The organism is Runella aurantiaca (assembly GCF_003339505.1).
GTDB lineage: Bacteria > Bacteroidota > Bacteroidia > Cytophagales > Spirosomataceae > Runella > Runella aurantiaca.
This window is the reverse complement of record NZ_QPIW01000003.1, coordinates 58,063-71,323: the sequence shown is the minus strand read 5'-3', so window position 1 is coordinate 71,323 and position 13,261 is coordinate 58,063. Positions and strand designations below refer to the sequence as shown.

11 protein-coding genes are annotated in these 13,261 nt (G+C 46.1%); 9 read left to right on the top strand and 2 right to left on the bottom strand.

The features are described from left to right. Window positions 1-12: 12 nt before the first annotated feature. Both DVG78_RS05740 and cobA read right to left on the bottom strand, forming a co-directional pair. Window positions 13-1,167, bottom strand: coding sequence for an alpha/beta hydrolase family protein (locus DVG78_RS05740; RefSeq protein ID WP_114460112.1), 1,155 nt, complete (start codon window positions 1,165-1,167; stop codon window positions 13-15). Between the two features lie 12 nt (window positions 1,168-1,179). Beyond that, entirely contained in the window at window positions 1,180-1,941 is a 762-nt protein-coding gene (gene cobA / locus DVG78_RS05735; protein WP_114460111.1) for a uroporphyrinogen-III C-methyltransferase, read from the bottom strand. A 393-nt stretch (window positions 1,942-2,334) separates the two neighbouring features. Here cobA and nirB point away from each other — a divergent pair, with 393 nt between their 5' ends. The 9 genes from nirB (at window position 2,335) to DVG78_RS05690 (ending at window position 13,238) form a co-directional block, all read left to right on the top strand. Next, window positions 2,335-4,854, top strand: coding sequence for a nitrite reductase large subunit NirB (gene nirB, locus DVG78_RS05730; protein WP_114460110.1), 2,520 nt, complete (start codon window positions 2,335-2,337; stop codon window positions 4,852-4,854). Between the two features lie 38 nt (window positions 4,855-4,892). After that, on the top strand, window positions 4,893-5,231 hold the full coding sequence (gene nirD, locus DVG78_RS05725; protein ID WP_114460109.1) for a nitrite reductase small subunit NirD: 339 nt from the start codon (window positions 4,893-4,895) through the stop codon (window positions 5,229-5,231). An 11-nt stretch (window positions 5,232-5,242) separates the two neighbouring features. After that, window positions 5,243-6,667 carry an ATP-binding protein gene (locus DVG78_RS05720; RefSeq protein ID WP_114460108.1) on the top strand — a complete coding sequence of 475 codons (1,425 nt, stop codon included), beginning with the start codon at window positions 5,243-5,245 and terminating at the stop codon, window positions 6,665-6,667. Between the two features lie 10 nt (window positions 6,668-6,677). Continuing rightward, window positions 6,678-7,331: a response regulator gene (locus tag DVG78_RS05715; protein ID WP_199563204.1), complete on the top strand. Its 654-nt coding sequence runs from the start codon at window positions 6,678-6,680 to the stop codon at window positions 7,329-7,331. 74 nt (window positions 7,332-7,405) lie between these two features. Continuing rightward, window positions 7,406-8,212: a sulfite exporter TauE/SafE family protein gene (locus DVG78_RS05710; protein ID WP_114460107.1), complete on the top strand. Its 807-nt coding sequence runs from the start codon at window positions 7,406-7,408 to the stop codon at window positions 8,210-8,212. Window positions 8,213-8,246: 34 nt separating this feature from the next. Beyond that, window positions 8,247-8,624: a rhodanese-like domain-containing protein gene (locus tag DVG78_RS05705; protein WP_114460106.1), complete on the top strand. Its 378-nt coding sequence runs from the start codon at window positions 8,247-8,249 to the stop codon at window positions 8,622-8,624. Between the two features lie 463 nt (window positions 8,625-9,087). Beyond that, complete coding sequence (rpsL, locus tag DVG78_RS05700; protein WP_114460105.1) at window positions 9,088-9,510, top strand: 30S ribosomal protein S12; 423 nt, start codon at window positions 9,088-9,090, stop codon at window positions 9,508-9,510. Window positions 9,511-9,640: 130 nt separating this feature from the next. Further along, the gene (rpsG, locus tag DVG78_RS05695; RefSeq protein ID WP_114068789.1) at window positions 9,641-10,108 is read left to right on the top strand and encodes a 30S ribosomal protein S7; all 468 of its coding nucleotides are present in this window, start codon (window positions 9,641-9,643) and stop codon (window positions 10,106-10,108) included. Window positions 10,109-10,373: 265 nt separating this feature from the next. Beyond that, complete coding sequence (locus tag DVG78_RS05690; protein WP_114460104.1) at window positions 10,374-13,238, top strand: TonB-dependent receptor domain-containing protein; 2,865 nt, start codon at window positions 10,374-10,376, stop codon at window positions 13,236-13,238. The last annotated feature ends 23 nt before the right edge of the window (window positions 13,239-13,261 follow it).

Genomic DNA, 13,261 nt, shown 5'->3' with positions numbered 1-13,261 from the left:
CTTAATATACCGTTATTTCAACAGCGCCATCACCGCCTCTTCACTAGCCACGGCATTGGCAGGACGCGGATGGGCATCATTAAACACTTCTAGGTCTTTGCGGTCGAGCAGCTTGGCATGGCTTTCATCAATGCTACCGTCGGCTTTGGTTACTTTCGAGATGTCCAATTTTAGATGTTTGGCTAAAAAACGATAGGCCGCCGCGCGTTTTGAAGGGCCGTAGTCGTGCTTTTCGTTGGGCAGGTGTACATTTTCAACCAAATTTTCTTTGTCATATAATCCGTAGATTTTTTGCAAATGTGGATATTCCACCTCTGGATTATTTTTAGTCCAGTCGGCACCGTCCGAAACCAACAACATGGGGCGCGGGGCCGCCAATGCCGCAATTTCTACGTTATTGGTTTGAAAGTTTCCTTTTTTATGAACGGGCATTCCGCTTTCACACACACAGCCGCCGAAAAAATGCGCCGATACCATCACCACTGGCACCGAAACTTTGATACGAGGGTCCAAGGCCGTGAGCATAAAAGTCTGCGTTCCACCACCCGATTCTCCCGTTACCCCTACCCTGTTTTTATCAATGTTGGGTTGTGACAATAAAAAATCTAACGCTCGGATGCTGTTGATGCTCTGAAGTTTAAAGGCTTTGGGGATTTTGTGCGTACTCAGTTGCGAATCGCTGTACCCAATCATATCGTAAGCAAACACCACCGCGCCCATGCGGGCCAGATTGGCGCACCTAAACTGCATCGGCTCCAAAAAACGTGCATCTGGCTTTGCAGTATGCCCGTGCGGACACAAGACCGCCGCAAAAGGGCCTTTTTGGTTCAGTGGTTTATAGAGATTACCCGTTACATAATACCCCTCTACGCTCTCAAATGCCACATTTTCAATGGTGTATCCATCCATTTCTCTCCGACTATGAATAATCGGCTTTGAGGCAGGACGCGGAGGCATTTTTTGTAATTCGCTGCCTTCCAAAATACGATTCCTGATTTGTTGCGCTCTGGTTTCCCATTCCTGTTTGGACGCAGGAACGTGCTGCCCCAAAAAATCTTTTCCCTGAGGCTCGGTAAAATACGCACCTTGACAAAGTTCAGGCGCCGCTTGGGCATACGAAAGCTGACAAACTACGGAGGTAGTAAGCAATAATAAAAGGCGTTTCATACAGAGGAGTTTTTAGTAACCCAAAGCCGAAAGCACCTCTATTCTACCTTTTTCATAAGAGGGGTGCAGGCGTACTACTTCGCCGATAACGATAATCGCGGGATTGGCCAATGCCTCTTTTTCAACAACTTCAACGATGGTATCAACCGTACCCAACCCTATTTTTTCTTCGGGCGTACTGCCGTTTTGGATGATGGCTACGGGCGTATCACCTTTGCCAGCCCCGGCAAGTTCAGCCACGATTTGTGCTAAATGCTGCATTCCCATCAAAATCACCAAGGTAGCGGAGCTTTGCGCCGCTTTGGCCACATCTTTAGAAAGTGTATGATTTTTTGTGGTTCCGGTCAATACCCAAAAACTTTCGCTCACCCCACGGCACGTCAGCGGAATTCCCGCCAAGGCAGGGACAGCAATACTACTTGAAATACCCGGCACAACGGTTGTTTCAATACCGAAATCTTGGGCAAAAGCAATCTCTTCATAGCCGCGTCCAAACACAAACGAGTCGCCGCCTTTGAGTCTGACCACGTGGCCGTAGTTGAGGGCGTAATCCACAATGAGCTGATTCAAATCCTGCTGGACAAATTCACAACGCCCGCGACGCTTGCCAACAAATACGATACGGGCATGGGCTGGCGCGTACATGAGAAGTTCGGTAGAAACCAGGGCATCGTACAATACCACATCTGCCGATTGAATGGCCTTAAGTCCTTTGAGAGTGAGGAGCTCAGGGTCTCCCGGACCTGCTCCCACGAGTGTTAATTTTGGTTTCATCGTTAATCCCGTTTTTAAAAAATGAATCCGTCCAGAAGCAGGGCCGCCACCCTTTGTCTACTCAGTATTTTCTGGACCTACTTTTAATGCTTACACAAACGCTTTTTGTACTTTATAAATACTTTATTGAAATATTATTTTGCTAAGTAGCTATTTTGAAAAATATTTAATCAAAAATAGTGAATTTTGAGAAATTAAGTATTATTTTTAAGTAATAATTTAAACAACACTACTATTTTTGCAAAAACAACATTCAATAATATCTATTTTATTATTCTTTTTTGCAAAAACAACAATTCTCAGTTTTAAGATAAAACAAGTATTAATTTAACTATTTTAATAAAAAGCAGTAAATAACAAAGAGTACTTAGGGATTCTCAAAACAACATTTTCATGGCACAACCTCAAAAGGTAGTGGTAGTAGGCAACGGAATGGTAGGCTATAAGTTCTGCGAAAAGTTGCTGAATAAAGCGGGTGGCGGCTCGTTTTCTATCACGGTAATCGGCGAAGAACCTCGGCCGGCGTACGATCGGGTTCATCTTTCCGCTTATTTCTCAGGCACGTCGGTCGACGAGCTTACAATGGCACCCGCAAGTTGGTATGCCGAAAACGGCATTCAACTCCTCACTGGCGAGTGCGTATTGCACATCCACCCCGAAGCGCATTACGTCATGACCCACACTGGGCGAAAAATTGAGTACGACAAACTCATTCTCGCTACGGGCTCTTCGGCGTTTGTCCCCCCCGTACCCGGCGTAGAAAAAGAAGGTGTCTTTGTCTATCGTACCATCGAAGATTTGGATGCCATCATAAGTTATGCGCAGGGGGCTGGTCGGGCCGCAGTAATCGGAGGCGGACTTTTGGGGTTAGAAGCCGCCAAAGCCACCCTCGACCTCGGCCTCGAAACCCACGTTATTGAGTTTGCTCCGCGCCTCATGCCACGGCAATTGGACGCCGCTGGGGCGGGAATGCTCAAACGTAAAATGGAAGCCTTGGGGATTCAAATTCACCTTAATAAAAATACGGCTCATTTTGAAGGCGAATCCAACGTAAAAGGGCTTGCTTTTGTGGATAATACCTCGTTGGAGGTAGACATGGTAGTGGTTTCGGCGGGGATTCGCCCCCGCGACGAACTGGCCAAACAAGCTGGCCTGGGCGTTGGCCCCCGGGGTGGAATCATGGTCAATGACGAACTACAAACCACCGATTCCGATATTTATGCCATCGGTGAATGTGCTTTGCATAAAGGAATGATTTATGGATTGGTTGCGCCAGGCTACGAAATGGCCGAAGTAGTAGCCAATAACCTCACGCTGTCTATTGCCAAAAAAGGAGATGTGAAATCCTTTAACGCCTTTGATATGTCGACCAAACTTAAATTGATTGGGGTCGACGTCGCCAGTTTCGGGGAGCCTTTCTGCGAGCATACGCCCCACGACACCATCGTGGTAGAAGATAAACTCAAAGGTATTTACAAACGCCTCAACGTAACCACCGACGGAAAACACCTCTTGGGTGGAATTCTGGTGGGCGAAGCAGACAATTATAATATGCTGCTTCAAATGGTCAAAAATCAACTGATTTTACCGCCCAACCCAGAAGACCTGGTCATGCCCGTCCGCAAAGGCGAAAGCGCTGGTGCAGGCATGGGGGTGGCTTCCTTACCCGACGACGCAAGCATTTGTTCCTGCGAAAACATTACGAAAGGCACCATTTGCGAAGCCATTGAAGGGCAGAATCTGGGAGACGTGGCGGCCATTAAAAAATGTACCAAGGCAGGTACGGGTTGCGGAGGCTGCGTGCCGATGCTATCGGATTTATTGACCGAAACCCTCAAAAAACAAGGCAAAACGGTCAAAAAAGTACTGTGTGAACATTTTGACTACTCACGTCAGGAAATGTATCACCTCATCAAAATGTCGGGCACGCGTACCTTTGATGAAGTGCTAAAAAAACACGGTAAGGGCTGCGGCTGCGAAGTTTGTAAACCCGCAGTGGCTTCCATGCTGGCGAGTATTTATAATGACGTGATTGCCAAACAAGCCGTTATTCAGGATACCAACGACCGGTACTTAGCCAACATTCAGCGCGGCGGCACGTATTCGGTCGTACCGCGCGTACCTGGTGGCGAAATCACTGCTGATCAATTGATTGCACTCGGAACCGTTGCCAAAAAATACGACCTTTACTGCAAAATTACTGGTGGTCAGCGGGTTGATTTATTTGGCGCACGCGTAGAGCAACTTCCTTTTATTTGGGAAGAACTGATTGACGTAGGCTTCGAAAGTGGGCACGCCTACGGCAAAGCCCTGCGCACCGTAAAAAGCTGCGTCGGCAATACGTGGTGCCGTTTTGGCGTGCAAGACGCCGTAGGGTATGCGGTCAGAATCGAGAATCGTTACAAAGGAATTCGTGCGCCCCACAAGCTTAAGAGTGCGGTGTCGGGTTGTACCCGAGAATGCGCCGAAGCGCAAAGCAAAGACTTCGGGATTATTGCGACCGAAAAAGGCTGGAACCTGTACCTCTGTGGCAACGGGGGCATCAAGCCCCAACACGCGGTGCTTTTTGCAAGCGACCTCGACGACGACACCTGCATCAAGTACATCGACCGGTTCTTGATGTTTTATATCAAAACCGCCGAGCCACTTCAACGCACCGCCACGTGGTTTAACAAACTAGAAGGCGGGCTGGAGTACCTACGCGACGTGATTATCAACGACAGTCTGGGGATTTGTGCGGAGCTGGAAAAAGAAATGGAATATCTGATTGAAACGTACCATGACGAATGGCGAGTGGCCGTTGAAACCCCTGAAATACGGGCGCGTTTTACCCACTTTGTCAATTCGGAAGAAGCGGACCCAACCCTTGAATTTATAGAAATGAGAGGCCAAAAACGTCCGTCGGACTGGTAAAAGAACGTATCTAATCATCATTTATTTCGACAATTCTCATGACAACTCAACATACAACTTGGTTTAAAGCGGCCCCGATATCAGCATTTCCCGAAAATGGCGGAGCCTGTGTAAAATACAATGACCGGCAAATTGCGGTGTTCCATTTCAAACAATTGGACAAATGGTATGCCACCGACAACGAATGTCCTCATAAGCATCAGATGATTTTGAGCCGAGGGATGCTTGGCGACCAACAGGGACATCCTAAAGTAGCGTGCCCATTTCATAAAAAAACCTTTTCGCTCGAAACAGGTCTCAACCTGCAAGGCGAAGACTATTGCATCAATGTGTACCCCGTCAAAGTAGAAGACGGGTTCGTTTTTATTGGCGTCTAAAACCATGAATTATGCCCATACGTATTCCCAAACGGTTCACCCGATTGTATATCACGGCTTTATCGTTAGTTGCTTTTTTAACGATATTGGGGCAAATCTTGGTCCAAAACACCCTTAAAGACGGCCTGAATGACTCTTGGCTGGTCAATTTTGCAGGGCGGCAGCGCTTTCAAAGTCAGCTGATTGCCAAAACCGCCCTGCTCCTCACCCAACGTCCTGATTTGGCCGACCAAAGCACCCAATTGAAAGAGTTTAAACGGGTATTGGCCGATTGGGAAGACCACCAAGATCAACTCCAAACGGGTAACTTACGGGATATTTCGGCCACGTACGTTAATAGTGACACCGTAAGAGCAATGTTTGTGGATATAGAACCTCATTTCAGGGCTATTCAACAAAATGCCCATGCGGTACTGAAGTGGATGGAAAAGCCTGGAGACTCGGCCAGCATTGATTTATCCGTTCGTAATATTTTTGGGCACGAACTGGTTTTTTTACACAAAATGAATCAAATCGTATTCCAGTACGATAAAGAAGCAAAAGAAAAAGTCACTCGCCTTCGTCGTATTGAACTATGGCTGATGGCTTTAACGTTGATTATACTATTGTTGGAGGGGTTGTTTATTTTCCGCCCAGCGGTGGGAAAATTACGCGAAACAATCGCTCAATTGATGGATGCACGCGAAAACACGATGATTGCTAACCGGGAACTCCAAAAAGCGTATCAACAACTGCGCGACACGCAGGCCCAACTATTGGAAGCCACCCAACTCCGCCACCAGCAAGAAATCAAAGAGCATAAAATTCGGGCTTCGGCGCTTTTGCAGGGACAGGAAGAAGAGCGCAAACGCCTCTCCAAAGAAATGCACGACGGGGTGGGGCAAATGCTTACGGGCTTAAAACTCATTGCTGAGAATTTTGGCGAAACCAAAGAATGGAGCCCGCGAGACCTCCGCAATGCGCAAGATTTGCGCACTGTTATCAGCCAAACAATTCAGGAAGTCCGAACCATCTCTCATAACCTAATGCCAACCGTGCTCAATGATTTTGGGATTGACTTGGCCCTGAAACAGTTGATGGATTCAACCGCGCGCAACACCAGCGCTCAACTGACTTTTACGTCCAATTTGAAAGAAAAACGTCTGGACAGGAATGTTGAGATAGGACTCTACCGAATTGCGCAGGAAGCCATTAATAATGCCGTAAAACACTCAGAAGCAACACAAATCAGCTTGGATGTTTCGCTCGGCAACAAAAAAGTAACCCTACGGGTGACCGACAATGGCAAGGGTTTTAATGCTGCTCGAAAAAAATCAACTGCCACCAATGGCCTACGTAATCTTCACGAACGAGCACATTTGCTTGATGGTGTATTGAAAATCAACTCAGCCATCGGGCGCGGCACCGAAGTCATTGCACAAATACCCCAATTATAATCAACAAACGATGAAGAAAATCCAAGTACTGCTCGTAGACGACCACACCATTGTTCGAAATGGCCTAAGGTCTATTTTAGAAAACACCGACGAAGTAGAGGTCATCGGCGAAGCCTCCAACGGCGAAGAAGCCCTCGAAAAAATCCCCCTTCTCAAACCGCAAATTATCCTCGTTGACATCTCAATGCCTGGTATCTCGGGTATTGAGTTAATTAAAAGAGTAACAAAGCAGTGGACCAATATTCGGCCCATTATTCTCTCAATGCACAACGACGACGCCTATATCCTTAAGTCCGTTGAAGCAGGCGCGTATGGGTATCTGCTCAAAGATGCCACCCGCGACGAAATTCTGACCGCCCTTCATGCCGTCAAAAATGGAGAGAAATACTTCAACGCATCGGTGGCGAGCGTGATTGTAAGCGGCTATTTGTCTCAGGTACAGAAGGTTGAAAAAGCAACCGAGTCACGCAAAACGCTTTTATCAAAAAAAGAAAGAGAAGTATTGCGGTTGTTGGTAGAAGGAATGAGCAGTCGCCAAATTGCCGACCAACTGGATTTAAGCGTTCGTACCGTCGACAATCACCGCGCCAACATGATGCGCCGCCTTCAGGTACACAACGCAGCCGAACTCGTCAAACTGGCTTTGGAAGAAAAATTACTCTAATTTTGGAAACATAGTCAACGTTCGGCCCCAAGACACGCAGATTGTGGTGCATCGTTCGGGGCAACGTTTACAAAATGGAAATCGCAGGCTTCATCGGGGCATTTTTAATGGGACTGTCGCTGGGCCTTGTGGGGAGTGGTGGTTCCATTCTCACCGTGCCCATTCTCGTTTACTTATTTTATATTGATACCCTCATTGCCACCACTTACTCGCTTTTCATTGTAGGAATTACGAGTTTGGTCGGCGCAACTGTACGCGCTGGTGCGGGAAATATTCACTGGCCCACCACGCTGGTTTTCGGCATTCCCTCGCTGACCGCTGTTTATCTGACTCGGTCTTTCCTACTCCCACTTATCCCTCCCGTTATTTTTCAATTGGGCGATTTTGTCCTCACCAAATCCCTATTTTTACTGCTCCTCTTCGCGGTACTCATGCTCATTGCTTCTTTTTTCATGGTTAGAGACCAAGCAGAAACGACCGAAGAAGATAAGACACAAGGAAGTAGCTCCTACAATCTGTTTTCTTTGTCCATAAAAGGAATGCTGGCAGGATGCATAACGGGACTTTTGGGGGCTGGAGGAGGGTTTCTCATTATTCCAGCGTTGGTTCTGATGGCAAATCTCCCCATGAAAAAAGCCGTAGGCACCTCGTTGGTGATTATTACGGCCAATTCTTTTATGGGTTTTTGGCGCGACTATCAATTGCATGAGCTCATTGACTGGCGCTTCTTGGTCTACTTTTCAACCATCGCCATTACGGGAATTTTAACGGGCAGCTCCATAGCCCATAAAATCAGCGGCGAGAAACTCAAACCCATTTTTGGTTATTTTATTCTCTTGATGGGGGCCTTCATTATTTTTAAAGAACTATTTTTGAGGTAATATTTCAAAACCATCGTTTTAACTTTATTCTGATATGAAATCGTTTCTTTTATCTTTCATTTTGCTGATCGCCGTAAGTTCTCTTAACGGCGCTTTTGCCCAAACAAATCTTGACACCAAAGCCTTTGTTCAAAAATTCAAGGAAACGCCCAAGGCACAATTACTAGACGTACGCACACCCAACGAATGGAACGCTGGAAAAATCGAATCCTCCAAATGTGTTAATTTCATGGACGCTGATTTTAAACAGCAAGTCGAGAAGCTGGACAAATCCAAACCCGTATTTGTGTATTGCGCCGCCGGCGGCCGCAGTGCCAAAGCCTCCAAAATCTTGAAAGAAGCAGGTTTTAAAGAAATTTATAACCTCCAAGGTGCCGGCTATGCCGATTTGGCCAAAGAAGGCATCAAATAATCGTAAGGGCGGGGCTGCATCGACGGACCGTTTGCCTCCGCCCAAAAATGGCGTTCCATCTGCCAACAGTCTGTTAGGTCAATTAAACCGAAAGACCGAAAAATAATAAATACAAAATGTAAAAAGAATCCCAAGCATCATAGGGGCGGGGCTCGCCTCCGCCCACGTTGCTTTGGCCCCCACATTGCCTCCAATTCGCCTCCGCTTTGCCGCCTAAAGCGAAGGAAATGTATTTTTGTACACCTGATTTTATTTTGCCCTGTATCCGCTTATTACGTAAACTGAGGGTGGTTTATTTCATCAAAAAGGGCGATTTGCCCCGTTAAAAGGGGCGGAGGCGAGCCCCACCCCTACGGATTATTCAAAAACTTCTCTCTTAATTTTTGCATTCCCGCAAAAACCCGCTATTTTTGCACTCCCATTTTTGGGGTGGTATAACCATTTTTGAAAAAACCAGCATAAAATGCCAACTATTTCACAGTTAGTACGCAAAGGACGTGAACAAATGACGTGGAAATCTAAGTCTCCGGCCTTAGATTCGTGCCCACAACGTCGCGGTGTATGCACGCGTGTATACACAACGACCCCGAAGAAGCCAAACTCGGCTTTGCGCAAAGTAGCGCGTGTACGTTTATCAAACATGAAGGAAGTCAACGCTTACATCCCAGGCGAAGGACACAACCTCCAAGAGCACTCAATCGTATTGGTGCGTGGTGGTCGTGTAAAAGACCTTCCAGGGGTACGTTATCACGTAGTTCGTGGTGCGCTTGATACTGCCGGTGTAAACGGTCGTAAGCAAAGCCGCTCGCTTTACGGAGCAAAACGTCCGAAACCAGGTCAGGCAGCACCCGCAGGAAAAGGCGCTCCGGCTAAGAAGAAGAAGTAATTTGAGCGTTTAATCGCTCGTCCTTTTTGTTTGCGTAATACAGTACAATAGCATAAAAGGGTAGTAATCTCGGGCAAACGTTCGGGGTGAATCAGTTGAAAAACGAAACCTACATTAACAACTCAGTACAATGAGAAAGGCAAAACCGAAAAAAAGATACCTATTACCTGACCCTAAATACAGGGACGTAATGGTAACCAAGTTTGTAAACAACTTGATGTTGCAAGGCAAAAAAAGCACCGCCTATGATATTTTCTACGGCGCGTTGGAAATTGCCGAAAAACGTCTTAGCGAAAGCGGTCTTGAAATCTGGCGCAAAGCGTTGAACAACGTAATGCCTGCTGTAGAAGTAAAAAGCCGCCGTGTAGGTGGTGCCAACTTCCAGGTTCCTACCGAAGTTCGTCCTGACCGTAAAATTGCGTTGGGAATGAAATGGATGATTAAATACGCTCGTTTACGCGGTGAAAAAACCATGCGTGATCGTTTGGCTGCTGAAATCATCGCCGCTTCAAAAGGTGAAGGTGCTTCAGTTAAGAAGAAAGATGATACGCACCGTATGGCTGAAGCCAACAAGGCGTTCTCACACTTCCGTTTCTAGTAATTAGGAAAGAAGATACAAAAAAGAGCCTTCTCGAAAGAGTTGGCTCTTTTTTTATGCCTTGCTGTAACCTTTTTGCCAAAATCAAGTAGTCGTTTGTAATTGTATTACAGTATTCAAAAATATACAACATTCTTAAATATAAATTATTTAATTTTGTTGACAATAAACTAAATCTTTAGTACGTTTACACCATAATAGTAGCCGTGAAAAATACACCATCACCATCCATCCATCCTTAATTTAAACCTTTACCTAAACAGCCATGCGTAAACTTCTCCTTTTGGCCCTACTGTGGCCATGCATGAGTGTATTGTATGCTCAAACGCCCAACCGCTTTCAAATTCAGGGTATTACTGCCGACACATCATCTACTCCGCTAGGTTCTGCCACGGTGATGCTGCTCCAACGCAAAGATTCCTCACTGGTTAATTTCACCCGCACCAATGACAAAGGTGCTTTTGCCATGCGCAACGTAAAGCGCGGAGATTATCTGCTCAAAATCTCGTACGTCGGTTACATTCCTTTCCAACAAGACATTGTTTTTGGAGACAAAGAAATCGTCGACTTAGGAACCCTCAAATTAAAAGCCATTACCAAAGAGCTCTTTGAAGTGGTTATCAAGACGGCCCGCGCACCACTGAGTATCAAAGGAGATACGATTGAGTACAACGCTGCGTCGTTTAAAGTACCTCCAGGCTCCACGGTTGAAGATTTATTACGCAAGCTTCCCGGCGTGCAGGTAGACCAAAACGGTAACATCATTGCCCAAGGCCAGCAAGTACAGAAAGTAACCGTAGATGGAAAACGCTTCTTCGGGAGCGATCCTAAAATGGCCACCCAAAACCTTCCCGCCGATGCCATCACCAAAGTGCAGATTTTCAACGACAAAACCGAGCAATCCAAAGTAACAGGCGTAGACGATGGTAAGCAAGAAAAAACCGTCAACCTCGAACTCAAAGAAGGATTTAAGAAAGGAGGTTTTGGAAAACTAACTGCTGGATTGGGGGCTGACGGCAACGGAAACGCTGGACCGCGTGGCGAAATCAAAGGAAATTACAATAAGTTTGACGATAAAAACCAGTTTTCGGTCATAGGATTAACCAATAACACCAATCAAACTGGAATGTCATGGGATGATTATCAAGACTTTAGAGGCAGCAGTTCTTTCAATAGTTGGAACGACAATGGCGATTTTGGTTTTGGTGGCGGCGGCGGTCGCTTCATCATTATTGGCGGCGACGACGACGGCGGACTGAGCATTCCGGTTGGCGGCGGAAACGGTCGCGGCTACTCCAACAACATTGCGGGCGGTATCAACTACAATTACAACACAAAAAAAATCAAGACCAACGCCAGTTATTATTACAACTCTACCCGGCAGGTATTGGATGCAGTGCGCAACCGCGAGAATTTCCTACAAAACGGCTCTTTTAAGACCGAAGAAGAAAGCAGTCAAATCAATTTCGTTGGCAATCACCGACTGGCATTGCGCCATGAACAAACCCTTGACTCACTCAATACCTTTATTTTCACCAACAACAGCCGCTACAACGTAGGTGATACCCGACTAAACAGCCTTCAGGAATTTTTTAGGAACAACAACTTCAAATCCAACGAAACCACCATCAATAATGCCACCAACGTGGATAAAATTGAGACAGCCAACACGTTGATTTACCGCTTGAAATTTAAGAAAAACAAAGGACGGAGTTTTGCAGCCAGTGCTTCGTACAACTTTACCAACAACGACGGAATTGCCGACCAAAAATCACTCAACTTATTTTACAACGCCACCGACCCCACCGACGTTTTGCGCCGTATGTTGGATTTAACCAACAACACTGGCAGTAGAGTGAGCCAGCTAAAATCTAGCTTGCTGTTTGTGGAGCCGTTTGCCAAACGCTTTTTCTGGGAAAGTTTTGTCAATCTCAGCTACCGTTCCGACAACGTAGACCGCGACGTATTTGACCTCGCCAAAGATAGCGGTCGCCGAGTGCCTGTAGATAGTTTGAGCAGTTTTTATAAAAATAGTTACAACTACGCCCGGATAGGAAGTAGTGTTCGGTACTCCTACAAAGGGTTGAATTTCTCGGGCGGATTGGCGGTGCAGAGCTTCCAAATTGACGGCAAATTTGCACTTGGCCAAAACCCAGGTTCTTTTATCAACATTAATCGTCGGTTTACGACATGGATACCCAACGCTTCGTTGAATTATGACCTCAAAAATAACCGGTATCTGTGGTCGGGCTATGATGTAAGCGTGAGTCAACCCTCTACCCGTGATTTACAACCCGTCATTGACAACAGCAACCCGCTGATTATCCGTCAAGGAAATCCCGATTTGTTACCGACGGTAAATCATAACATCAATTTTGGGTACAACATGTTCAATCCCGCGAGTTTTATGAACGTCAACGTTAACATGTATTATTCATACAATGTAAACCAAGTTGTTTATAATCAACAAGTTGACCCCAGCACGTTGATTACAGTGACCAAACCTGTAAACATCACGGGTGGCCAAAACATTGGTTCTTACATCGGCTTCGGGTTTCCGATAAAGAAAACCAAAGCGTCGATGAACATTAACTTCAACCCGGGTTTCAGCAAAAACCTCACGCCCATCAACGGTGTATTGAACCAAACCAACACCGATAGTTATCGCTTTGGAACGCGGCTTGATTTGACACCAAGCGACAATTTTACGATTTTTGCCAACGCCAACTGGAGCGTCAGCAATACGCGCTACTCTATCAATACTGGTCAAAATCAGCAGATTGTCAACCATAGCTACGGTGGTACGATGAACATCCGCCTGCCCAAAGATTTCTTCATTAACTCCAACCTCAATTACCAAATTTACAAAAACGAGCGTTTTGGTTTTAACCAGCAAGTCCCGATTCTGAACACCTCAATCTATAAAATTTTGGGCAAAGCCAAGAAGGCCGAAATCAGACTTTCTATCTATGATGTCTTCAACCGCAACTTGGGTGTGAGCCAGTTTGCCAACCAAAACTACGTATCGCAGGAGCGTATTCAGACTTTGGCTCGCTACGGAATGTTGAGCTTTACGTACAATATGCGCGGCATGAATACCAACATCAAACGCAGAGGCGGATTTTTCTAAAACCGAAAAACAAGAAACCGAAA